Origin of the sequence: Variovorax paradoxus, assembly GCF_000834655.1 — a bacterium.
GTDB lineage: Bacteria > Pseudomonadota > Gammaproteobacteria > Burkholderiales > Burkholderiaceae_C > Variovorax > Variovorax paradoxus_F.
The window spans coordinates 85,211-106,019 of record NZ_JXQQ01000009.1 but is presented as its reverse complement, the minus strand read 5'-3'; the positions used below and the strand labels follow the sequence as shown (position 1 = coordinate 106,019).

General features: G+C 68.4%; 22 protein-coding genes. 11 read left to right on the top strand and 11 right to left on the bottom strand.

The window, feature by feature from the left end; all coding sequences use genetic code 11:
- Positions 1 to 2: 2 nt before the first annotated feature.
- Positions 3 to 1,265: a TraB/GumN family protein gene (locus tag RT97_RS04740; RefSeq protein WP_253278125.1), complete on the bottom strand. Its 1,263-nt coding sequence runs from the start codon at positions 1,263 to 1,265 to the stop codon at positions 3 to 5.
- Positions 1,266 to 1,329: 64 nt separating this feature from the next.
- Between RT97_RS04740 and RT97_RS04735 the strand changes: the two genes are divergently transcribed.
- The 3 genes from RT97_RS04735 (at position 1,330) to RT97_RS04725 (ending at position 3,652) form a co-directional block, all read left to right on the top strand.
- On the top strand, positions 1,330 to 1,743 hold the full coding sequence (locus RT97_RS04735; protein ID WP_042577624.1) for a VOC family protein: 414 nt from the start codon (positions 1,330 to 1,332) through the stop codon (positions 1,741 to 1,743).
- Between the two features lie 92 nt (positions 1,744 to 1,835).
- Positions 1,836 to 2,441, top strand: a complete 606-nt coding sequence (locus RT97_RS04730) for a MarC family protein (RefSeq protein ID WP_042577623.1) — start codon at positions 1,836 to 1,838, stop codon at positions 2,439 to 2,441.
- An 8-nt stretch (positions 2,442 to 2,449) separates the two neighbouring features.
- Positions 2,450 to 3,652 (top strand): toxin-antitoxin system YwqK family antitoxin, encoded by a 1,203-nt coding sequence (locus RT97_RS04725; protein WP_042577622.1) that lies wholly within the window; start codon positions 2,450 to 2,452, stop codon positions 3,650 to 3,652.
- Between the two features lie 138 nt (positions 3,653 to 3,790).
- Here the strand turns inward: RT97_RS04725 and RT97_RS04720 are convergent, their stop codons facing one another.
- Genes RT97_RS04720 through RT97_RS04710 form a run of 3 tightly spaced genes read right to left on the bottom strand, consistent with a single transcriptional unit; the run spans position 3,791 to position 6,762 of the window.
- Positions 3,791 to 4,765 carry a Bug family tripartite tricarboxylate transporter substrate binding protein gene (locus RT97_RS04720; protein WP_042577621.1) on the bottom strand — a complete coding sequence of 325 codons (975 nt, stop codon included), beginning with the start codon at positions 4,763 to 4,765 and terminating at the stop codon, positions 3,791 to 3,793.
- 3 nt (positions 4,766 to 4,768) lie between these two features.
- A complete protein-coding gene (locus tag RT97_RS04715; RefSeq protein WP_042577620.1) occupies positions 4,769 to 5,002 on the bottom strand; it encodes a hypothetical protein in 234 nt (77 codons plus the stop codon).
- Positions 4,999 to 6,762: an FAD-dependent monooxygenase gene (locus RT97_RS04710; protein ID WP_042577619.1), complete on the bottom strand. Its 1,764-nt coding sequence runs from the start codon at positions 6,760 to 6,762 to the stop codon at positions 4,999 to 5,001. Before RT97_RS04710 ends, RT97_RS04715 begins: the two co-directional genes overlap by 4 nt.
- A 78-nt stretch (positions 6,763 to 6,840) precedes the next feature.
- Here RT97_RS04710 and RT97_RS04705 point away from each other — a divergent pair, with 78 nt between their 5' ends.
- Entirely contained in the window at positions 6,841 to 7,623 is a 783-nt protein-coding gene (locus RT97_RS04705; RefSeq protein WP_042577618.1) for a helix-turn-helix transcriptional regulator, read from the top strand.
- Here the strand turns inward: RT97_RS04705 and RT97_RS04700 are convergent.
- From RT97_RS04700 to RT97_RS04690, 3 genes are all read right to left on the bottom strand, one after another.
- A complete protein-coding gene (locus tag RT97_RS04700) occupies positions 7,620 to 8,879 on the bottom strand; it encodes a HipA domain-containing protein (RefSeq protein WP_042577617.1) in 1,260 nt (419 codons plus the stop codon). The genes RT97_RS04705 and RT97_RS04700 overlap by 4 nt on opposite strands.
- Positions 8,876 to 9,130 carry a helix-turn-helix domain-containing protein gene (locus RT97_RS04695; protein WP_042577616.1) on the bottom strand — a complete coding sequence of 85 codons (255 nt, stop codon included), beginning with the start codon at positions 9,128 to 9,130 and terminating at the stop codon, positions 8,876 to 8,878. The genes RT97_RS04700 and RT97_RS04695 overlap by 4 nt, the downstream gene beginning before the upstream one ends.
- A gap of 160 nt (positions 9,131 to 9,290) precedes the next feature.
- Positions 9,291 to 10,364 carry a fumarylacetoacetate hydrolase family protein gene (locus tag RT97_RS04690; protein WP_042577642.1) on the bottom strand — a complete coding sequence of 358 codons (1,074 nt, stop codon included), beginning with the start codon at positions 10,362 to 10,364 and terminating at the stop codon, positions 9,291 to 9,293.
- Positions 10,365 to 10,496: 132 nt separating this feature from the next.
- On the opposite strand from RT97_RS04690, the gene RT97_RS04685 reads away from it, so the two are divergent.
- Positions 10,497 to 11,681: a DUF3108 domain-containing protein gene (locus RT97_RS04685; protein ID WP_042577615.1), complete on the top strand. Its 1,185-nt coding sequence runs from the start codon at positions 10,497 to 10,499 to the stop codon at positions 11,679 to 11,681.
- Positions 11,682 to 11,791: 110 nt separating this feature from the next.
- Positions 11,792 to 12,070 (top strand): BTH_I0359 family protein, encoded by a 279-nt coding sequence (locus RT97_RS04680; RefSeq protein ID WP_042577641.1) that lies wholly within the window; start codon positions 11,792 to 11,794, stop codon positions 12,068 to 12,070.
- Positions 12,071 to 12,116: 46 nt separating this feature from the next.
- Here the strand turns inward: RT97_RS04680 and RT97_RS04675 are convergent, their stop codons facing one another.
- Positions 12,117 to 13,190 (bottom strand): AbrB family transcriptional regulator, encoded by a 1,074-nt coding sequence (locus RT97_RS04675; RefSeq protein ID WP_042577640.1) that lies wholly within the window; start codon positions 13,188 to 13,190, stop codon positions 12,117 to 12,119.
- Between the two features lie 87 nt (positions 13,191 to 13,277).
- Here RT97_RS04675 and RT97_RS04670 point away from each other — a divergent pair, with 87 nt between their 5' ends.
- Positions 13,278 to 14,123 (top strand): ChaN family lipoprotein, encoded by an 846-nt coding sequence (locus tag RT97_RS04670; protein ID WP_042577614.1) that lies wholly within the window; start codon positions 13,278 to 13,280, stop codon positions 14,121 to 14,123.
- Between the two features lie 42 nt (positions 14,124 to 14,165).
- The gene (locus RT97_RS04665) at positions 14,166 to 14,543 is read left to right on the top strand and encodes a VOC family protein (RefSeq protein ID WP_042577613.1); all 378 of its coding nucleotides are present in this window, start codon (positions 14,166 to 14,168) and stop codon (positions 14,541 to 14,543) included.
- A gap of 70 nt (positions 14,544 to 14,613) precedes the next feature.
- On the opposite strand, the gene RT97_RS04660 is transcribed toward RT97_RS04665, so the two are convergent.
- On the bottom strand, positions 14,614 to 15,948 hold the full coding sequence (locus RT97_RS04660; protein WP_042577612.1) for an aminotransferase class III-fold pyridoxal phosphate-dependent enzyme: 1,335 nt from the start codon (positions 15,946 to 15,948) through the stop codon (positions 14,614 to 14,616).
- 70 nt (positions 15,949 to 16,018) lie between these two features.
- Between RT97_RS04660 and purU the strand changes: the two genes are divergently transcribed.
- The 3 genes from purU to RT97_RS04645 all read left to right on the top strand — a co-directional run bounded on the left by purU (position 16,019) and on the right by RT97_RS04645 (position 18,895).
- Positions 16,019 to 16,885 carry a formyltetrahydrofolate deformylase gene (purU, locus tag RT97_RS04655; RefSeq protein WP_042577611.1) on the top strand — a complete coding sequence of 289 codons (867 nt, stop codon included), beginning with the start codon at positions 16,019 to 16,021 and terminating at the stop codon, positions 16,883 to 16,885.
- Between the two features lie 64 nt (positions 16,886 to 16,949).
- A complete protein-coding gene (locus tag RT97_RS04650) occupies positions 16,950 to 17,654 on the top strand; it encodes a DUF2846 domain-containing protein (RefSeq protein WP_042577610.1) in 705 nt (234 codons plus the stop codon).
- Positions 17,651 to 18,895 (top strand): S1 family peptidase, encoded by a 1,245-nt coding sequence (locus RT97_RS04645; protein ID WP_052810543.1) that lies wholly within the window; start codon positions 17,651 to 17,653, stop codon positions 18,893 to 18,895. The genes RT97_RS04650 and RT97_RS04645 overlap by 4 nt, the downstream gene beginning before the upstream one ends.
- Positions 18,896 to 18,935: 40 nt before the next feature.
- Here RT97_RS04645 and RT97_RS04640 read toward each other — a convergent pair whose 3' ends face one another.
- Both RT97_RS04640 and RT97_RS04635 read right to left on the bottom strand, forming a co-directional pair.
- Positions 18,936 to 19,310: a YXWGXW repeat-containing protein gene (locus RT97_RS04640; RefSeq protein ID WP_042577609.1), complete on the bottom strand. Its 375-nt coding sequence runs from the start codon at positions 19,308 to 19,310 to the stop codon at positions 18,936 to 18,938.
- A 130-nt stretch (positions 19,311 to 19,440) separates the two neighbouring features.
- The gene (locus RT97_RS04635; RefSeq protein WP_172672153.1) at positions 19,441 to 20,760 is read right to left on the bottom strand and encodes a GDSL-type esterase/lipase family protein; all 1,320 of its coding nucleotides are present in this window, start codon (positions 20,758 to 20,760) and stop codon (positions 19,441 to 19,443) included.
- Between the last annotated feature and the right edge of the window lie 49 nt (positions 20,761 to 20,809).

Genomic DNA, 20,809 nt, shown 5'->3' with positions numbered 1-20,809 from the left:
GATTATCTGCGCACTTTGCCCTTGGGAGCCGCCGCGGCCGCGCGGGGCGCCGCTTTGGCCGGCGCCTTCGCGCCTTTGGGCGCCGGTGCGGCTTTCGAAGATTTCGCCCCGCTCGTCCCCTTCGCGGCCGGCGCGCCCTTCTGGGCTTTCTGCCCCTTCTGGCCCTTGACTGCCTTGCCGCCGCGCACCGCCCGCGGCGCCGGCTCGGGCGCCGAGAGCGCCGGCATCGGCACCGCCGTCTGCGCCTGCGCGCTCGTGAGCACCGGCGTCACGGTGAAGCCGCGCTTGGCCATCAGGGCCGGCAGGCCCTGCGCGCCGATCATGTGCAGCGCGCCGACCGCGGCGAACACGCTCTTGCCGCCCGCATGCAGGCGCTCGATGCCGTCGGCCAGCCCCGGGTTGCGGTCGTCCAGCAGGCGCTTCATGAGCCGCTGCTCGGCGGGCGTGCGAAGGCAGTCGCACCAGTCGGCGTAGCGGGCCAGCTTGTCGGCGTCGCTGCGCGCCCAGACCTCGGCCAGCTCCTTCATCTGCCCGCGCAGCTTGCCCGATTCCAGTTCGTCGAGCGCCGCATCGACCTGCTCGGTTTCTTCCGCTTCGGAATCGCCGGTCAGCGCCTTCACCTGGCTGGCCGCGTCCTCCAGCGCGAAGATCGGCTTGTTGCCGTTGCGGGCGGACACCGCCATCGTCTCGTCGACGCCGAATTCCGGATACAGCCCGTCGGCGCGCGCCACCAGGCCGGCCAGCGCCGACACCTGCAGGATGGGCTGCAGCTTCGCCGTGGCGCCCGCCGGCACGCAGGCCTCGGCGTTCTGGCGCTCGAGCCGGTGCGCGCGCTCGCCGCTCAGCATGCGCTGCAGCAAGGCCGGATCGGCCGGCGCGCCCATCACGCGGGCGGTGGCCTCGTCGCGTGCATCGATCTCCAGCGCGAGCGCGTCGCTCTGCGCCAGCGCCTTCTGCACGGTGGGGCCGGGCCGCACCCATTCGGCGCGGCCGATGTGGATGGTTCCGTAGAGCCAGGACGTGCGCCCGTCGCGCTCGATGCGCCAGAGCATTCCGCGGTCGACGCCGTTGCGCACGCCCGGGCCCAGCTTGGCGAGGCTGGCGATGGCCGAGGGCGGGCAGTCGGCAGCGTGCGCCGCGACCGCGAACACGCAGAGGGCGCCGGCCAGCGCCCGGGAAGCAAGGCGCGCAAGTCGTGCAGGGCGCCCGGGGGTCGAGAAATCGGTGGTGCGCTTCAGCGCGGCGAGGATCCGGCGTATCCGCAAGGCCTGCTCCAGGATGAAAGAAAGTCCGGCATTCTCACAGCACCGCTGCCCATAATCCGAAACCATGCAGAGCATCTTCCACCTTGCCTTTCACGTGCGTGACCTCGACGGTGCGCGCCGCTTCTACGGCGACGTCCTCGGTTGCGCCGAGGGCCGCAGCACCGACACCTGGGTCGATTTCGATTTCTTCGGCCACCAGATCTCCTTGCACCTGGGCGAGCCCTTCGCCACCGCGCGCACCGGCCGCGTCGGCGACGTGATGGTCCCGATGCCGCACTTCGGCCTCGCGCTGGCCCTGCCTGACTGGCAGGCCCTGGCCAGGCGGCTGGAAGCCGCGAACACCGATTTCGTGCTCGCGCCCCAGGTGCGCTTCGAAGGCCAGCCGGGCGAGCAATGGACGATGTTCTTCTGCGACCCCTTCGGCAATCCGATCGAGGTCAAGGGCTTCCGTTCCCTGGCCACGATCTACGACAAGTAAAGCCAAGTGAGCCAGCGCCGGGCCGTCCCAAGCAGGCTCGCAGCCCTTGCGGTGGGCAGCGAGCACACCAAGTGCCTAGCGTGAAGGCCGGCATGAGCTACACCTTCGCATCGGCCACCGTGTTGCTGCTGCTGATCACCGATCCGCTGGGCAACATCCCGATCTTCGCCAATGCGCTCAAGGGCGTGGCGCCCGAGCGGCGCACCCGGGTCATCGTGCGCGAGGTGCTGATCGCCTTCGCGCTGCTGCTGGGCTTCATGTTCGTGGGCGACGGGTTCCTCAGGGTGATGGGCCTGTCGGGCCTGTCACTGCAGATCGCGGGCGGGGTGGTGATGTTCCTGATCGCGCTGCGCATGATCTTTCCGCCGGAGCACGGCGCGGCGCCCGTCGCGGCGCCGACCGAAGAACCGCTGATCGTGCCCCTGGCCGTGCCCGCGCTGGCCGGCCCCTCGGCGCTGGCCACGGTGATGCTGCTGGTGTCGCAGGCGCCCGAACGGCGACTCGAATGGGTGGCCGCGCTCAGCGTCACCATGGCCGTGTGCGCCATCGTGCTGGTGCTGGCCGAGCGCATCCAGCGGCTGGTGGGCGAGCGCCTGGTGCTCGCCTTCGAGCGGCTGATGGGCCTCATCCTGGTGGCCGTGGCGGTCGAGATGATGATTCGCGGCGTCAAGCTGCTGGCTTCTGAAATGGGGAGGTAACTGTCCTCATGCCTCTCTTCGCCGAGCCCCATCCGGCCGCGCGGATCTTCCGGGCCGCGCTGGCCACATTGATTCCGCTGCCTTTCCTCTTCGGCGCGAGCGCCGCCCAGGCGGTGCAAGTCTGCGACCTGAACGGCCAGAGCGTGAGCCCCTCCAACGGCAGCACCACGGCCGGCAAGACCGGCCTCATGCGCTGCAAGGACGCCGCCACCGGCGAGCTCCAGCGCGAGCAGCAGATACAGAACGGCGTCTTCACGGGCCTGGTGCGCTTCTACGAAAAGGGCAAGCTCGCGCGCGAACACACCATCAATGCCAAGGGCAACATGCAGGGGCGCGCCCGCGAGTTCTCGCCCACCGGCCAGGTGCTGCGCGAAGCCGTCTACGACGACGGCCAGGAGCGCGGCCTGGTGCGCAGCTTCTACCCGGGCGGCCAACTGCGGCGCGCCACCTTCTACCCCGACACCGGCGCCGGCCCCGAGCGCGCTTTTGTCGAATTCACCGAGCGCGGCCAGATGGCGATGCTGCGCTGCGGCGAGGCACCCGTGCTCGGGGCCGTGGCCGACGACGCGAAGCTGTGCGGCTTCACCGGCGGAACATCGCAGGTCGACCTGTTCGATGCGCGCGGCACGCTGCGCTCGCGGGTGTCGTACCTGTCGGGCAAGCGCGTGCGCAGCCAGGAGTTCTACGACAACGGCAAGCCCTCGACGCTCGACGAGACCACGGGCAACCAGCGCACCGAGCGCAGCTTTTCGTCCGAGGGCGTCAAGCGCCGCGAGACGGTGTGGCTGCTGGTCGAGCGCACCGCCATCCGCCAGCGCGAGCAGGAGTTCTCCGAAAAGGGAAGCGTGGTGCGCGACCAGCGCTGGACCCCCGCGGGCGAGCCGCTGCGGGACGACAGCTTCTATCTCAACGGCCAGCCGCGCAGCAAGGCGGTGTACAGCGGCACGGGCACCGCGCGCACGGTCGAAGTCACCGAGTTCTACGACAGCGGCCAGCGCGCCGCGCAAGGCCGCTACCTCGCGCAGGGGCGCGGCCGCCAGTTGCCGATCGGCACGCACCAGCGCTTCAGCGAAAAGGGCACGCTGCTGGCCGAATCGAACTTCGACTCGAAAGGCCGGGTCACGCGCGAGCGCGCCTGGGACGAAAACGGCGACCTGCAGCGCGACGACGAAGTCTTCGAAGACGGCTCGCGCAAGGCCTTCACGCAGTAGTTTGGCTCGCCCCCAGGCTTCGCGCACTTCGTGTCGCTTCTCCCACCCCAACGGGGGCAACACCTGAGGCCCGGCAAAGCCGGTTCCTCGGTGTTTCACGAACAGGCGGGCACGGCCGCCCCGGGTTTGCCGTCGGGCTCAGTCCAGCTTGATGCCGGCCTGCTTGATGATCGGCCCCCAGCGCTTGGATTCGGCACGCGACAGCGCCGCGAACTGCGCCGGCGTGCCGGGCATTGCTTCCATCCCGAAATCGTCGAAGCGCTTCTGCACGGCGGGCGTGCCGAAGGCCTTGTTCAGGTCGCCGTTGAGCTTGCTCACCACCGCGGGCGAGAGGCCGGCAGGGCCGAGGATGCCCTGGAATGCGAACACCTCGGTGTTGGGCACGCCCACTTCGGCCAACGTCGGCACGTTGGGCAGCGGCTTGCTGCGCGCGCCCGAGCCGATGGCCAGCACCCGCACCTTGTTGCTCTGCATGATCGGCAGGCCCGAGGCCAGGTCCAGGAACATGCAGGGCACCTGCCCGCCCATCACGTCGGCCATCGCAGGCGCAGCGCCGCGGTACGGGATGTGGGTGATGAAGGTGCCGGTGCGCACCTTGAACATTTCCATCGCCAGGTGGTGCGGCGAGCCGTTGCCGGGCGAGGCGTAGTTGACCTTGCCGGGGTTGGCCTTCACGTAGGCCAGGAACTCCTTGAAGTTCTTCGCCGGGAAGTCCGGATGCACCACCAGCGCGAGCGGGAACTTGCCGATGGCGCCGATGTAGGTGAAGTCTTTCTCTGGGTTGAACGGCAGCTTGCTGAACAGGTGCTCGTTGAAGGCCAGCACGGCGTTGTCGGCCGAGAGGATCGTGTAGCCGTCGGGCTTGCTCTTGGCGACGATGTCGGCGCCGATGTTGGTGGAGGCGCCGGGGCGGTTGTCCACCACGATCTGCTGGCCCAGCGTCTGGCGCATGGCTTCGGCCAGCACGCGCGCGATGACGTCGGTGCCGCCGCCCGCCGGGTACGGCACGACCCACTTGACGAGTTGCGCGGGGTACTCCTGCGCGTGGGCGAAGGGCGAGGCGGCCACGGCGGCGCCGGATGCGAGCGTGGCGAGAAGGGTGCGGCGATCCATGGATCAGTCTCCTGGTTGTAATTGGGTTGCGGAAAGCGATGGTACGGGCAGCGCGCGCAGCGCATCGGCCAGCGCGGCGCGGCAGCGCACCTCGTCGCCGACCTGCTCGAACAGCAGCAGCGCCAGGCGTGCGAGGAACAGCGATTCGCGCTCGGCGCCCGCTTCGGTGATGGCGCGCGCGCACTCGGCATAGAGCCGGTCGCGGGCGTCGGGATGGAGGGATGCGGTGTGGCTCATGCGGCGATGGGCTCCAGTGAAACGGCGGCGCGGGCAAGCGCGCTCAGCAGGGCGCCGCGCGGCATGCGGTGCCAACGCGCGGCCACGTGGCCGTCGGGGCGCAGCAGATAGACGGCACCGTTGCGTGCGCCGAGGGCGTCGAAGACGGCGGGCTTGGCATGCGCGTCGGCGCCATCGATGTCCGGGGCGGCGATGGTGCGGACGGCGAAGGGCAGAACCCCTTGCTGCGCCTGCTTCACATCGTCTTCGGGCAACGGTGCAGCGTCGGCATTCGGCCGCAGCACCAGCAGCGTGAAGACCGGCGCGATCAGGTCGGTCAGATGCCCCTGCTCGAGCTGCTGCTCCGGCATCACCTCGCCCGGCAGCGGGCCTGCGGCGAGCGCATCGCCCTCGCTCGACAACGGCGACGCCGCATAGCGCACCGCCTGCGTCTGCCGCGGATTGATCAGCTGCGCGATGCCTCGGTGTTCTTCCGACAGCGACAGCGCCGCCTCGCGCAGCAGGTCGAAACCGCGCGAAGGCGGCGACATGAATTCCGTGCTGCGCATCGCGTTCTCCGCATTGACGTGGAAGGCCGCGATGCGCTCCTGCGAGTACGAATCCAGCAGCGCGGCATCCGAGGCGCCGCGCGCCACCAGCGCCAGCTTCCACGCGAGGTTGTCTGCATCGTCGAAGCCCGAGTTGAGCCCGCGCACGCCGAAGATCGGCATCGCATGCGCCGCGTTGCCCGCGAACACGACGCGGCCGTGGCGGTAGCTCTCGAGCGTCATCGCGCCGGCACGATAGACCGAGGTCCACACCGTTTTCCAGGGCAGATGCCCTTCGCCGATCGCATCGAGATGGCGCTGCACGAACTCCGCGACGGCCGCGGGCTGCAGCGCCTCCTCGGTGCTCTGGCCGGCGCGCAGCTGGTAGTCGATGCGCCAGATGTCGTCGGGCTGGCGATGCATCAGCACGGTCGAGCCGGGGTTCCAGGGCGGGTCGAACCATGCGCGGCGCTCGGTCGGGTGATCGCTGTGCAGCTCGATGTCGATGATCACGTAGCGGCCTTCGTAGCCCGTGCCTTCGAGCGAGAGGCCGAGCGCCTTGCGCACGAAGCTCTGCCCGCCGTCGCAGGCGGCGAGCCACTGGCACTGCAGGCGGTAGCTGCCCTCGGCGTTGCGCACGTCGAGCATCACGCCGTCGTCGTCCTGCGCGAGCCCCGTGAGCTCGGTGCCCCAGCGGATGTCGATGAGCCCCGGCGTCGCCTCGTTGCGGCGGAATATTTCTTCGAGCAGGTAGTGCTCGGCGTAGTACTGCTCCAGGTTGATCATCGGCGGCAGCTTCTGCTGCGCGTCGTGCGGCATCTCGAAGCGGAACACCTCGGCCGTCTTGTAGTAACTGCGCCCGCCGGTCCACGGCAGGCCCTTGGCCATGAACGCCTCGCGCACGCCGAGCCGCTCCATGATCTCCAGGCTGCGCCGCGAGATGCAGGCCGCGCGGCTGCCGACGCACACCGTGTCGTCGGCCTCGAGGATCACGCAGCGCACGCCGTGGTTGGCCAGGCCCAGCGCGAGTGCCATGCCCACCGGCCCGCCGCCAGCGATCACGACCGGATGGCGGCCGGGCTCGACGCCATCCGCCTCGAGCGGCGGCGTCCAGACCTTGTAGCGGGTGTAGTCGAAAGCGCCGACCGAAGGCGGCAGTTCGGTCGCGCTCGGCGTCGGCGGCACGGGGCCGCTCGCGGCATCGGCGGCGACAACAACGGTGGGGTTCGTCATGCAACGGGATTGTCCCGATGCACGGCTGCCGCCAATGTCATAACTTCGTATGAAGTATTTACCCTATCTCCCGAACGCATGAGACGCTGGCGCATCCACCCCTCCGACGCAGCGCTGGCTGCGGCCGTCGTCGGCGACGTGCTCTCCGGCGTGGGCACGCCACACCTGGCCACGAGCTACCTCAAGGCGATGCAGCGCGTGATGCCGGTCACCTTCTGCACCGTCTTCGCGGTGAGCAGCACGGGCCGCATCGAGGCCGTGTCGGCCGCCAGCAGCTATGGCAGCACGGCCGAGCGCACCACCGAGCGCTACGTGGAGCAACGCTTCGATCTGCTCGACCCCAACATGGCCTGGCTCGCGGCGCGCAAGCTGCCCCAGCGCGCGCAGCTCTGGCTGGGCCACCAGCGCGCCGAGGAAGTGGCCGACCCGGCCTACCGCGCCGCCTGCTACGGCGACGTCGGCATCCGCGAGCGCGCCTCGGTGCTGTTGCTGCTGCCGACCGGCCAGCGCGTGGCGGTGAGCTTCTACCGCAGCCTTGCGCAGCCCGAGTTCGATGCGGGCGACTTCGCGCGGATCGAGGCACATGCAACGCTGTTGGCAGACGCCACCGCGGCGCACGGCCGCAGCGCCATGGCCGTGCGCGAATCCGCAGCGCCCGCCCTCGCCTCGCGGCTGCTGACGCTGAGCCTGCGCGAACGCGAAGTCATCGGCCACCTGATGGCGGGCAAGACCGCGAAGGAAGCGGCGCGGGAGATAGGCGTCGAGCTGACGACGGTGCGGACGCATCAGTACCGTGCGTTCCGGCGGTTGGGGATCAAGACGCAGAAAGACCTGCTGCGCGGGACAGGTCCTTCGCGCTAAGTGGCGCCAGTCATCAAGAGGGCATGCCGCACGTGCAGTTCGAACACCTGCGTCATCTTTTCGAGCACCGCCATCTCGGCATCGTCGGGTTGATGGGATTTGTCGATCGCTGTCCGCACCTTGCCCCATGCATGCAGCAGCGCACGCGCCATCCTGGAGAACTCCGCAAGCGTTTCGTTCAGGCGAAAGCCGCAGTCATCGCACAAGGCTTCCCAGGAATGGCGTCCCACGGCATCGAAGGTCGTCTCATCGCCGATGAACAGGGCGAGGCCGGTGTCGCCATAGGCGCGCACGCACAGCAGGTCATAGAACGGCGCAAGGCGGAAGCCCTTGTCGTCGACCAGCACCGACACGTTCTTGGCGTGGGCGTCCGAATTGCCGACGAGGTAGTTGAACATGACCCAACGCTGGAACTGCAGCAGGTCGATGCCGCGCACGGCGAGCGCGCGCAGCGACTTCACCAGCAGCGGGATGCTGGCCAACCCGCCCGCGCGCTCGTACTTCCAGCCCGGTCCATGCCCCAGTAGCTGGCAGCCGTCGATCTGGTGCACGCTCACGATGTTGCCGGCCGCCAGGAGTCGGTCGTAGCGCTCGACCACATAGGCGGCCTCGGGGATGCGCAGCATCCAGACATCGGGAACCGGCAGCCGGAGCGCCCGCGCCAGCTTCATGCATGCAAATTCGTTGATCGCGCTCGGCCGGTAGCGCGCCTGCCGCGTGTCGGGCTTGAGGATGTGCGTGGTGGGCGAGGGACCCACGCTGTCGCTCAGCCGGCCGGTCTTCGCGTCGAAGCGCAGGCCGATCTTGTCCTGTGCTCCGGCCAGCGACATGGTCGCCTCGGCGTTGGACAGCAGCAGCGGCGTGCGCTCCCGGTCGGCCAACCGGCGGCTCAACACCTCGAACGGCAGCGGCGCGTATTCCTGCGAAGGCGCGGGCCGCGCGTCGGCGGGCAGCAAAGAGAGCACCCCGGGAAGTTCGGCACCCAGGCGCCCCAGCAGATCGAAGAACGACGCCCCCCGCAGATGGATGGCGCTGACGATGTCGTCGAGTGCTTCTCCTTCGGGCAGAAGGTTCTCAAAGAACACGCGCACCGCGTTGCCGGTAAAGGGCTCGGTCCGCAAGGGGAACTGCGGCGCCAGCATATAGCGGCCCGGCTGCTCCAGCCACTGCGGGTCGTATTGGAAGAAGTACTCGCCGGCAGCGTGGCCGAACCACCCCAGGGGACGGGCGTTGGCCCAGATGCGCAGCCGGATCATTCGGCAAGCCCTTGCGACGGTGCTGTCTCCGCGCTTTGCCATCCGCCCAGGTTCGCTTCGAGGCCAAGGCCCGTGGCCAGCAGCAGCAGCTTCTGCAGCGAGCAACGGCCAGGATCGCTCTCGGCATCCCGAATGAACGAGGGGCTGACACCGCAAACCGAGGCGGCCTGGATCCGCGACAACCCTTGACGCTTGCGTTCGGTCTTAAGGCGTGATGCCAGCTCCGGGAGCACTTCAAGGGTTAGCTTCATGAATTTGCCCTCATGAGGGCATTATCACTTTTCAAACAAGCAAAAGGATGAAATTTGCTTCTTTGAGGTCAATTTCGGCAAGGTGAGCTTGTTGCTCCTATGAGGTCAATTACCACGAGATTAAAGCGTTTTAATTGATTTTTGCCCTCATAAGAGCAAATCAATCCTCAGCTGCTTCCTCCGCCTGCGGCTTCACCAACGACACCGGCGCCTCATTCGGCCTTCCATTCGTCGACACGATCTCCTGATCGATCGCCCCGAACAGCGAGCGCCCGTCCAGCCCCTTCATCTCGATGCGGATGGTGTCGCCAAACTTCATGAATTCGGTGACCGGCGCGCCCGTCTGGATCGTCTCGATGCAGCGCTTCTCGGCGATGCACGAATAGCCCTTGGGCCAATCGACCTGCCCGTCTTTTTTCTCGACGCCCTTGTTGCTCACCGTGCCGCTGCCCACGATGCTGCCGGCGCGCACGTTGCGCGTCTTGGCGATGTGCGCGATGAGCTGGCCGAAGTGGAAGGTCATCTCCGGGCCGGCGTCGCACATGCCGACCTTGCGGCCGTTCCAGCTGCTTTGCAGCGTGAGGTGCACGCGGCCGTCCTGCCAGGCTTCGCCGATCTCGTCGAGCGTCACGGCCACGGGGCTGAAGGCGGTGGCGGGCTTGCTCTGGAAGAAGCCGAAGCCCTTGGCCAGCTCGGCCGGGATCAGGTTGCGCAGGCTCACGTCGTTGGCCAGCATGACGAGGCGGATGCCGTCCAGGGCCTGCTCGGGCGTGGCGCCCATCTTCACGTCGCCGGTGATGACGGCGATCTCGGCCTCGAAGTCGATGCCCATGGCTTCGCTGGGCACGATCACGTCGTCGACCGGGCCGAGGAAATCGTCGCTGCCGCCCTGGTACATGAGCGGGTCGGTGTAGAAGCTCTCGGGCACTTCGGCGTTGCGGGCCTTGCGCACCAGCTCGACGTGGTTCAGGTACGCCGAGCCGTCGGCCCACTGGTAGGCGCGCGGCAGCGGCGCCATGCACATCGCGGGGTCGAACGGGAACGAATGCCGTGCGCGGCCGGTGTTGACCGCGTCGTACAGGTCCTGCAGCTGCGGGCTCATGAAGCCCCAGTCATCCAGCACCTGCTGCAGCCGGCTCGCGATGCCGGTGGCGTAGTGGGCGAGCGTGAGGTCGCGCGAGACGACGACGAGCTGGCCGTCGCGCGAGCCGTCCTTCAGGGTGGCGAGTTTCATGATGCGGTGCGTGATGAAGGACACGGCGCGGACACGAAGGCCGGGCGCCGCTCCCACTAAACTGGTTGAACGGGCGGCAGTGTACCGAGGTGGCCCTTCTGAACCTCCGTGCAAACGCCCACTCCACACCTGATGTCGACGCTCGTCGCTCCTTCCTTGCTGTCCACGGGCCTGCCCGGGCGTCCGTCCTGGCGGGCGCTGGTCGGGTTGACGCTGGCGGTAGCGCTGGTACACCTCGTGGTGCTCGGGGTGGCGCCGATGGCGGTCGGGCCGGAGCCCTCGCCGCTGGCGAACAAGTTCATCACCCGCACGATCGTGATCGCCCCTCCCGCGGCGGACAAGCCCGCGGCATCGGCCCCGGCCGCAGCGCCGGTAGAAGCCAAGCCGGCAGCGCCGCCCAAGCCCCGACGCCCGCGCGCCCCCACGCCGCCCAAGCCGAAGCCCTCTCCCGAACCCGACGCGTCCGCACAACCTGCCCCGGAAACGCCCGACCTGACGGCGCAAGCCGCTGCCGATTCAGGAGCAACGCCGCCCGAAACGCCCGCCAGCGCACCCGCCCCGGAAGCTGCACCAGCCACCGCTGCCGGCACCGGAAGCGGCACCCCGGGCGGCACGGCGGCCGCCGGCAGCGAAGCCTCCGGCACCATCGCCGGCACCCAGGCGCTGCGGATTCCCGGCTCCGTCACCCTCGATTTCGAAGCCACGGGCCAGACCGGCGCCTCCCCGCAGCGCGGCGTGTTCGGTGAACTGATCTGGCTGCAGGACGGCACCCGCTACGACGGGCGGCTCACGCTCAAGGCGGTGTTCTTCACCCTGCTGAACTGGCACAGCACCGGCAAGATCGGCCCCTCTGGGCTTGAGCCCGAGCGCTATTCGGAGAGCCGCAAGGCCGAGGTGGCCTCGCATTTCGTGCGCGACCAGGGGCAGATCATCTTCAGCAACAACGCCCCGCCCGTGCCCCTGCAACCCGGCGCGCAGGACCGCATGAGCGTCATGATGCAGCTGGGCGGCCTGCTGGCGGCCAGCCCCGACCGCTACCCGGCGGGCACCCGGATCTCGGTCCAGACCGTGGGCGTGCGCGACGGCGACGTCTGGGTCTTCGTGGTCGGCGACGAAGAGAAACTGCAGCTTCCGGCCGGCGAATACACCGCGCGCAAGCTCACCCGCACGCCCCGCAAGGAATTCGACCGGAAACTGGAGCTGTGGCTCGCGCCGAAGTACGGCTACCTGCCCATCCGCATCAAGCAGACCGAGGCGAACGGCGACTTCGCTGACGCCCAATTGCGCAAACCCCTACCCGAAGGGCCCCCCAATTGAGGCAAAAAGTCTCATAAGTTAACCGTCCGGCGACAACTGTTCTTGAAACTGGCGCGTTGATTGCTATCTAACCCGATATGAACGCCATCGACATCCTCACTGGGCCCGCCATGAACATGCTTTACGACTCGGAGTCCTTCGTCGTCGTGCACGTGCAGCCGAACGACGGCGACGAGCCCGCGAAGCCCAATGTTCCGGTGCTGGAGCGCCACGGTTTCGAAATCGTGGACAAGCGATCGGGCAAGGAGGTGTACCTCGACGGCTCCTGGGCCGAACTGTTCCAGCAGCAGATCGCCGCCTGGCAGCTCAACACCCCGACGCAGGAAGAGGTCGAGGACACCCTCGAGGGCTACGCCGAACTGGCCCACACCCCCGTGCTGGTCCACTGAACGACCGGCCACCCAGCGAAAAAAAGCGCCCCGCGGGGCGCTTTTTTCATGGGGCGCCGGCCTTGCGCCGGTAGATCCACCGGAACATCGGCCCGACCAGCAACAGCACCGCCACCAGCCGGCACACCTGGAAGGCCGTCACCACCGGTACCCCGAGCTGCAACACCTTGGCGGTGATCGCCATCTCCGCGATGCCGCCCGGCGAGGTGCTCAGCAGCAACGTGGCCGGATGCAGCCCGGTCGCCCACGCCAGCAGCCACGCCACCCCGCCGCACAGCACCAGCATGCCGACGGTGCCCAGCGCCACCGAGCCGAGCCAGCGCGGCGCCGTGTGCAGGAATTCGCGGCTGAAGCGCACCCCCAGGCTCACGGCGATCACCAGCTGCGCCGCGTTCGACATCCACGTGGGCACCGCCGACAGCGACTGCCCGGCGATCGTGAACCCCATCGCCACCAGCAATGGCCCAATGAACCACGGGTTGGTTCGGCCCAGCGCGCGCATCGCAAGGCCGCCGAGGGCCGTGGCCAGCGCGAGCAGCGCCAGCCCGCCCGCGTTCACCTCGCGCACGCCGGGCGGGTTGATCTCCAGGCCCTGCAGCCCGCTCCACTGCATCGCGAACGGGATCGTGACCGTCACCACCACCAGCCGCAGGCTGTGCGCGGCCGCCACGAGGTCGGTGCGGGCGCCGGCCGATTCGGCCAGCAGCGTCATCTCCGACGCGCCGCCGATGGCGCCGGCAAAGTAAGTCGTGGCTCTCATGGAACGCGGCGGCACATGCGGCATGCGCGCGGCATGCAGCCCATGCAGCCAGCGCCCGAAGCCCCAGCCCAGCAGCAGCGCCCACGCGATGGCCAGCGCAATCGCCCACCAGACGCCAGCCACCAGTGACACCACATGCGGCGTGAAATAGAGACCGAGCGCGGTGCCGATGGTCCATTGCCCGGCATTGCGCAGCGGCGTGGAACTGGCCGTGGGCGCGCCCGCGATCGAGGCGAGCGACACCGCCAGCAGCGGGCCGATCATCCAGGGCAGCGGCGTGTGCAGGGCGAGACAGGCGCCCGCAGCGACCAGCGCAAGCAACAGCGTGGCTAGCACGCGAACGAGAAAACGGGAACGCACGGACAGGGAAAAAGACGAGGAAAAGGGACAGGAGAAAGCGGATTTGGATGGCAAGCCGCAAGGGCGCCGCGGGCATAGTATGGCCCGATGCCTTTTCAACACTGGCCCGCGCGGGCTCCCCGATTCCTGCTCCCGCTCGTGGCTGCCGCCGCACTCGCGGCGTGCTCCCTCGTGCCGTCCGGCCCCGATGCGCCCGTTGCGGACCGCGTCTCCGCACTGCTGCCGGTCGACGCGCTGCTGCTCGGCGAACAGCACGATGCACCCGAGCACCACGTGATCGAGCGCGAGACCGTCGAGGCGCTGGTGGCGCGCGGCCGGCTCGCCGCGCTGGCGCTCGAGATGGCCGAGGAAGGCCGCAGCACCGCCCACGTCGCCGCCACCGCGAGCGAGGCCCAGGTGCAGGCCGCGCTCGGCTGGAACGACAAGGCCTGGCCCTGGGCCAGCTACGGCCCCGCCGTGATGGTGGCCGTGCGCGCCGGCGTGCCGGTGGTCGGCGCCAACCTCCCGCGTGCGCGCATGAAGGACGCGATGGCCGACGTGTCGCTCGACGCGCAGCTCAACGGCGAGGCCTACACCGCGCAGCAGGACGCAGTGCGCGAAGGCCACTGCAAGCTGCTGCCCGAGTCGCAGATCATCCCGATGACGCGCATCCAGGTGGGCCGCGACCGCGCCATGGCGCAGACCATCGTCAAGGCCCGGCAGCCGGGCAAGACGGTGCTGCTGATCGCCGGCGCCGGTCACGCGGTGCGCGCGCTCGGCGTGCCGCAGCACCTGCCCGACGACGTGAAGATTTCCTCGGTGCGGTTGCTGGCCTCGGCAAGCAACACCACCCCGCCGGGCGAATACGACAAGACCTGGCTGACGCCGCCGCTGCCCGAGAAGGACTACTGCGCCGAGCTGCGCCGGCCCGCCAAGGCCCCGGCGGCCTCCTGAACGAGGCGCCATGAAGCAGGTCGACGGCACAATGCCGTTGCCATGAACCCTGTGTCCTACTTCGAGATTCCAGTGCTGGACATGGGGCGGGCCATCCGCTTCTACGTCGCTGTCTTTGGGTACGCCTTCGAGCGGGCGACTGTCGATGGGAACGACATGGCGTTCTTCCCTCATGCCGACGACGGCAACGGTGCGAGCGGCGCGCTTGCAAAAGGCGACAGCTACCTGCCAGGAAAATCGGGTGCGCGCATCTACTTCAGCGTGTCCGACATCCAGGCGACGCTTGCCAAGGCCATCGAGGCAGGCGGCACGGTGCTCTATCCGCAGACCGAAGTGGACGCTTTCGGCTTTGTTGCGGAGATCGAAGACCCGGAAGGCAACTGCATCGCGCTGCACGCCGCGCCGCGCGCGAGCAGCTGACGCGGGCAAGAAGGCCGGCAACAAGGCCGGCAACAGGGCTCGGCCCTTCGCCGGCTCGCAGCCGATTCGCTCAGGCGTGCTTCTTGATCGAATCCGCCAGCGTGTTGACCAGCGTGTCGATGTGCGACTTTTCCACGATGTACGGCGGTGCCATCACCAACACGTCACCCGCGGGCCGCACCAGCGCGCCCTTGTGGAAGCAGTCCAAAAAGATCTCGAAGGCGCGCTTGCCCGGCGTGCCCGCGATGGGCGCGAGCTCCACCGCCGCGGCCAGGCCCAGGCTGCGGATGCTGATCACATTGGGCAGGCCCTTGAATGCGCTGTGGAACGCATCGCCCAGCACCTTGCCCATGTCGCCGGCGCGGGCGAAGAGGTTTTCTTCCTTGAAGAGATCGAGCGTGGCGATGGCCGCGGCGCAGGCCACCGGATGGCCCGAATAGGTGTAGCCGTGGAAGAACTCGACCACATGCTCGGGCGCGTCGGTCTTCATCATCGCGTCGTAGAGCTTGTCGCGGCAGATCACGCCGCCCAGCGGAATCACGCCGTTGGTCACGCACTTGGCGAAGTTCAGCATGTCGGGCACCACGCCGAAATAGTCCGACGCGAAGTTGGTGCCCATGCGGCCGAAGCCGGTGATGACCTCGTCGAAGATCAAGAGGATGCCGTGCTTGTCGCAGATCTCGCGCAGGCGCTTCAAGTACCCCTTGGGCGGCAGGTACCAGCCGGCCGAACCGGCCACCGGCTCGACGATGATCGCGGCGACGTTGCTCGGATCATGCAGCGGCAGGATGCGCGTCTCGAGCTCGACCAGCGGGTCTTCGGCCCACACCGGCTCTTCGTTGTGGATGTAGGCGTGGTTCACCGGATCGTGGATGAAGCGCATGTGGTCCACGCGCGGAAGGAACGCCGAGCCGAACACCTTGCGGTTGCCCGGGATGCCGCCCACCGACATGCCGCCGAAGCCCACGCCGTGGTAGCCCTTCTCGCGGCCGATGAACACGTTGCGGTGGCCCTCGCCGCGTGCGCGGTGGTAGGCCAGCGCCACCTTCATCGAGGTGTCCGCGGCCTCGCTGCCCGAATTGCAGAACAGCACCTTGTTGAGATCGCCCGGGGCGAGCGCGGCGATCATCTCGGCCGCGCGGAAGGCCTTGTCGTTGCTGACCTGGAAGGCGGTGGCGTAGTCGAGCGTGTCCAGCTGCGTCTTGATGGCCTCGTTGATGGGCTTGCGGTTATGGCCCGCGCCCACGCACCAGAGCGAGGAGACGCCGTCGATCACCTTCTTGCCGTCGTGCGTGGTGAACTCCATGCCGTCGGCCGCCACGAAGACGCGCGGGTCTTTCTGGAAATGGCGGTTGGGGGTGAAGGGCAGCCACTGGTTGCCCATGTCGAAGTCCTGGTAGGCCATGTCTCGCTCCTGCGGTTATCTGTCGAGGGAAAATCGGGATTCTGGCACCCCTGCGACAATCCTGCCCCTGATGACGACCCCAACTCCTACCTCGCCGGCCTACATCCTCAACCTCTCGTGCCCCGACCGCACGGGCATCGTGCATGCCGTCTCGGGCTTCCTGCTCGAGCGGGGCGCCAACATCGAGGAGGCCGCCCAGTACAACGACCACGGCACGGGCCTGTTCTTCATGCGCGTGCGCTTCGCCTGTGGCGACCACGGCGAAGCCGCGTTGCGGGATGAACTCAAGACCTTCGCTGCCGGCTTCGGCATGAACCTGCAGCTGCACGCCGCCACCGTGCCGATGAAGACGGTGATCCTGGTGAGCAAGGAAGGCCACTGCCTCAATGACCTGCTGTTCCGCTGGAAGAGCGGCCTCCTGGCCATCGACGTGCGCGCGATCATCTCGAACCACCGCGACTTCTACCAGCTGGCCGCCAGCTACAACGTGCCGTTCCACCACATCCCGGTGACGGCCGCGACCAAGGCGCAGGCCGAGGCCAAGCAGCTGGAAATCATCGAGAGCGAAGGCGCCGAACTCGTCGTGCTCGCGCGCTACATGCAGATCCTGAGCAACGACCTGTGCCGCAACCTCGCGGGCCGCGCGATCAACATCCATCACTCGTTCCTGCCCAGCTTCAAGGGTGCCAAGCCCTACTACCAGGCGCACGACCGCGGCGTGAAGCTGATCGGCGCCACCGCCCACTACGTGACGGCCGACTTGGACGAAGGCCCGATCATCGAGCAGGACGTGGCCCGCGCCGACCACACCGACACCGTCGAAGACCTCACGGCCCGCGGCCGCGACACCGAGAGCCAGGTGCTGGCCCGCGCGGTGAAGTGGCACAGCGAGCACCGGGTGCTGCTGAACGGGCACCGGACGGTCGTGTTCCGCTGAAGCCGCCCGGCACCCGCCGCTGCGGGCGGGTGTAGCATCCGGCGCCAAAAGAGGAGAAGGCGCGATGCGACGTTGGCTTGGTGGATGCGTGCTGGCTGTTCTTGCAGCCTGCCTGTTCGGATGTTCGGCCACCGGGCCGCGTTTTTCGGAGGTTTCGCAAAACCTCCCCTCTCTCGGCGAGAACGACGGCCGCATCTACTTCTATCGCGACTCGATAGTGGGTATGGCGGTCCAGCCCGAGGTCGTGGTCAACGGCCAGGTCGTCGGCAAGTCGCAACCCAACAGCTTCTTCTTCATCGACAGGCCCGCCGGCACCTACCGGGCCACCGCCCAGACCGAGGCCGAGGGCAGCATCGACATCGTGCTGCGGCCCAAGCAGACCGCGTATGTGCGGATGAGCGTCGGCATCGGCTTTCTCGTCGGCCGCCCGGCGTTCGCGCGGGTCGGCGAAACGGAAGGCCGCGGTGCATTGCCGCCGCTGGCCTACGGCGGCACGGCGCCGGTCTCGACCAAGGCGGGGAGCACGACGCCGGCTGCACCATCGCTCCCTGCAACGCCCACGGCCGCCGCTGCGACTGCGACCGCGACTCCCGTCCGGCAAGCGGCGGTTGCGCCGAATGTGCAAGCGCCTGTGGCCGTTGCCGCTCAACCGGCGGCTGCGCCCGCTCCGAACCCTGTCCCCGCCCCGGTCCCCGTCGCCTCCGAGGCCACGCCTTTCGCCAAGACGCCCGTCAACGATCTCCGACTGCTCCTGCAACCCACCCGATGAGACATCTGCTCGCTCCCTTCGCACTGACCCTGGCGGTCTCGCTTCCCGCATCGGCCCAGATCCCGCTCGCGCCCGATGCGCTCTTCACGCGCGTGTCCCCAGCCGTCTGGGTGGTGCAGGCCAGCGACGCGCAAGGCAAGACCCTGGCCACAGGCAGCGCTGTGGCCACCGGAGCGGGCACGGCCGTCACGAGCTGCCAGTTGCTCGCGAAGGCCAGCTCGGTGGCACTCAAGCGCGACAACGTGAGCTACGGCGCGACGCTGGAATATCCGGATGTCGAGCGCGATCTGTGCCAGTTGCGAATCGCCAACTTCGCGCCGCCCACGCCGGCCATCGCACCGGCGACGGCCTTGCAGGTCGGGATGCCCCTCTACATCGTCGGAGCGCCCAGAGGCAAGGAACTCACGCTCGGCATCGGCATGCTCGCAGGCGTGCGACGCAGCGGCTCAGGCGAACTCGAAGCGCTGCAACTTGCGTCGCCAGCCGAAGCAGGGCTCGGAGGTGCCGGGCTGTTCGACGCCCAGGGGCGGCTGGTGGGGTTGCTTGGCACGACGCCCGCGGCAAATCTCGCGATGCCCTCGGCATGGATTGCCGAACTGCCTGCGCGCGGCCGCGTGGCCATCGAACGCCTGGCCGCATTGCCGCCCACTGCGACAGCAGGCGGCACGACGACGATGGCGACCACTGCAGCGGGCAGGCCGAACATCATCGAGTACCAGTTGCACGACCGGTTGACCAACACCTACCGCAAGGTGTTCTACCGCGCGGACCCAGCCACCGACGACCGCATCAGCTTCAACAATGGCGGCTGGATCGAAAAGCCCGGCGGCGAAGTGGTCAGCGTCACCACGGCCATCGCGGGTGAGTTCGACGCGGCCATGCCGCCCGGCGGTTGGGGCAAGGCGAATCTCAAGGAAGAAGCCGCATGGCGGACGCGCTACGGGTCCACTTTCGGCGGCACGCGCATCAACATGGACCTCGACGCGACTGTGATGGAAGACACCGTGGTGAATGTCGGCGGCAAGGAGATGAAGGCAGTGCGGATCGAGTACCGGGGGTTCACGCAACGCTTCGCGAATGCGGGCGCGGTGGTCGGCAATCAATATGGCGCATACAAGGCCGATGTCTGGTTCTCGCCCGAACTCGGACGCGTGGTCCGCTTCGAGGCCCAGACGCGCGGCGGCACCAGCGGCGGCGCGTTCCAGGTGCGCGAGACCCTCGAGCTGGTCAGCATCCGCTAGAGGGTCTTCGCGACCCCGGCGTCACCGCCGGGGCGCAAGGTCAGTTGCGGTTCGGATTGTTGGGGCGGCTGTCGCGGCGATCGGGCACACCGTCGCCGTCTCGGTCCCAGCGGCCGCGGTTGTATTCCCAACGGCCATTGTTCTCACGCCACTCCGGCGCGCGGTACGCGTAGCCCGGGCGGGCCCGCACATAGACGCCGCGCACCCACACGTGGCGGCCGCCACGCCATTCATAGTGGCCCGGTGCCCACACGTAGCCGCGGCGCGGCGGCGGCACGCGCTCCGAGCGCGGCGGCGGGGGTGCGACCTGGATGACCACGGGCTGCGCTTGCGCCGTCGTGGGAATGGTCATTGCAGCGCCCATCGAGAGCAACGAGGCAGCGCCGACGGCGAAGGAAATTGCGAGTTTTTTCATGGGGGACTCCTCATGAGTGGTTGGAGCCTTCATGCTGATGAGCCCATGTCAACGGCCTGTAAGCCTTACACGAAATCTTGTGTAAAGCTGTATCGCGACTTTTGGGCTGCTTTCGACGCCGCGCCAGCGCTCACTCCTGCAATTCCTTCAGGTCGATGGCGGCTGCCATCGCGGCGTGCCCCGCCTTGTTGGGATGCAGGTGGTCGCCGTTGTCGAACTGAGGGTTCAAGGCCTGAGGGTCCGCGGGGTTGCGCAATGCGGCGTCGAAATCGATCACGCCGTCGACGTCCTGGCGGCTGCGGATCCATCGGTTGACGGCGTTGCGCATGGCCTCGTTGCCATCGTTCCAATAGGGCGTGTTCTTGAACGGCGGCACCGTGCCGATCAGCACCTTGATGCCCTTGGCGCGCGCCTGCTTGACCAGTTGCTGCAGCCCCTCGGTGATGCGCTCGGCAGTCGGAAGATCGCGTGCGGTGTCGGGATTTCCCGGCGCCCCGAGGAACACGCTGCGGCCGATGTCGTTGGTGCCCAGCAGCACGATCGTGTGCGTCACGCCGCTCTGCCCCAGCACATCGCGCGCGAAACGCGAAAGCCCGTGCGGGCCGATGCCATCGACCAGGAGGCGATTGCCGCCGATGCCGGCATTGAGCACCGAGACCTCGTGCGCCGCCTGCGGGCTGTCGCGCAGGCGCGTGGCCAGCATGTCGGGGTACGCGCCGTCGCCGCCCTCGCCGCCGCCCGCGGTGATCGAGTCGCCGAACGCGACCACGGTGCGCACCGACTTCGTGGTCAGCACGTCCAGGCCGGTCACGATGTGGTTCAGCGGCAGCGTCGTCGCGCCCTGCAGTTTCGACGCCGCGACCGCATTGCCCGGAGCGACCCAGCTCGTGTCGACCGAGAGGAGATGCACCGTGCCATAGGGCGTCGCGCGATCGAAGAAGGCGCTCACCGCCACCGTCTGCCCCGCCTCGATCCGGAGGTCCACGCCATCGCTCCACGCCTCGGCGCCGGGCGCGATGGTGAGGCTCGCGCGGCCACCGAAGCGCAGCACCCGCAGCGTCGACGGAGAAATCGCATCGCCGCCCGTGCTGCGCGCCACGCTCGCCGCCGCGATGCGCAGCGGCGCCTTGCCGAAGCGGTTGGATAAACGAATGCGGATGCGATCGCCGCAGAGCGTGGGCGCCAGTTGCTGGCGCAGCGTCTGCCCACGGAACTGATCGCCGCCGGGGGCGGGCTTGTGCTTCACGGCAGGGTTCGCGGCCAGCTCGCGAAAGTCCAGCGGCGCCACGGCCCAGCTGCCGACCCAATGCGCTTCGACGGGCTGCCGCGGCTTGCGGTCGGGCTGCACCGCCTGCACGCCGACGGCCAGCACGGCCAGGCAGAAGGCCGCGACCCAGTGCGCCAGTGCCACTTCGCGAAGGCTCTCGAGCCAGCGGGAGACGAGGTTCATGCGTGCAAAGCGGCCCAGTTTACGGAGCCGCCTTGCCCTCATGCCCGAT

Bases quoted from the DNA above. Each gene is read 5' to 3' on its own strand.
- RT97_RS04680 (WP_042577641.1), top strand. From the start codon at position 11,792: ATGAACATGCTTTACGACTCGGAGTCCTTCGTCGTCGTGCACGTGCAG.
- RT97_RS04640 (WP_042577609.1), bottom strand. From the start codon at position 19,310: ATGAAAAAACTCGCAATTTCCTTCGCCGTCGGCGCTGCCTCGTTGCTC.
- RT97_RS04650 (WP_042577610.1), top strand. From the start codon at position 16,950: ATGCGACGTTGGCTTGGTGGATGCGTGCTGGCTGTTCTTGCAGCCTGC.
- purU (WP_042577611.1), top strand. From the start codon at position 16,019: ATGACGACCCCAACTCCTACCTCGCCGGCCTACATCCTCAACCTCTCG.
- RT97_RS04635 (WP_172672153.1), bottom strand. From the start codon at position 20,760: ATGAACCTCGTCTCCCGCTGGCTCGAGAGCCTTCGCGAAGTGGCACTG.
- RT97_RS04665 (WP_042577613.1), top strand. From the start codon at position 14,166: ATGAACCCTGTGTCCTACTTCGAGATTCCAGTGCTGGACATGGGGCGG.
- RT97_RS04670 (WP_042577614.1), top strand. From the start codon at position 13,278: ATGCCTTTTCAACACTGGCCCGCGCGGGCTCCCCGATTCCTGCTCCCG.
- RT97_RS04710 (WP_042577619.1), bottom strand. From the start codon at position 6,762: ATGACGAACCCCACCGTTGTTGTCGCCGCCGATGCCGCGAGCGGCCCC.
- RT97_RS04730 (WP_042577623.1), top strand. From the start codon at position 1,836: ATGAGCTACACCTTCGCATCGGCCACCGTGTTGCTGCTGCTGATCACC.
- RT97_RS04720 (WP_042577621.1), bottom strand. From the start codon at position 4,765: ATGGATCGCCGCACCCTTCTCGCCACGCTCGCATCCGGCGCCGCCGTG.
- RT97_RS04735 (WP_042577624.1), top strand. From the start codon at position 1,330: ATGCAGAGCATCTTCCACCTTGCCTTTCACGTGCGTGACCTCGACGGT.
- RT97_RS04705 (WP_042577618.1), top strand. From the start codon at position 6,841: ATGAGACGCTGGCGCATCCACCCCTCCGACGCAGCGCTGGCTGCGGCC.
- RT97_RS04700 (WP_042577617.1), bottom strand. From the start codon at position 8,879: ATGATCCGGCTGCGCATCTGGGCCAACGCCCGTCCCCTGGGGTGGTTC.
- RT97_RS04695 (WP_042577616.1), bottom strand. From the start codon at position 9,130: ATGAAGCTAACCCTTGAAGTGCTCCCGGAGCTGGCATCACGCCTTAAG.
- RT97_RS04690 (WP_042577642.1), bottom strand. From the start codon at position 10,364: ATGAAACTCGCCACCCTGAAGGACGGCTCGCGCGACGGCCAGCTCGTC.
- RT97_RS04715 (WP_042577620.1), bottom strand. From the start codon at position 5,002: ATGAGCCACACCGCATCCCTCCATCCCGACGCCCGCGACCGGCTCTAT.
- RT97_RS04725 (WP_042577622.1), top strand. From the start codon at position 2,450: ATGCCTCTCTTCGCCGAGCCCCATCCGGCCGCGCGGATCTTCCGGGCC.
- RT97_RS04660 (WP_042577612.1), bottom strand. From the start codon at position 15,948: ATGGCCTACCAGGACTTCGACATGGGCAACCAGTGGCTGCCCTTCACC.
- RT97_RS04645 (WP_052810543.1), top strand. From the start codon at position 17,651: ATGAGACATCTGCTCGCTCCCTTCGCACTGACCCTGGCGGTCTCGCTT.
- RT97_RS04685 (WP_042577615.1), top strand. From the start codon at position 10,497: ATGTCGACGCTCGTCGCTCCTTCCTTGCTGTCCACGGGCCTGCCCGGG.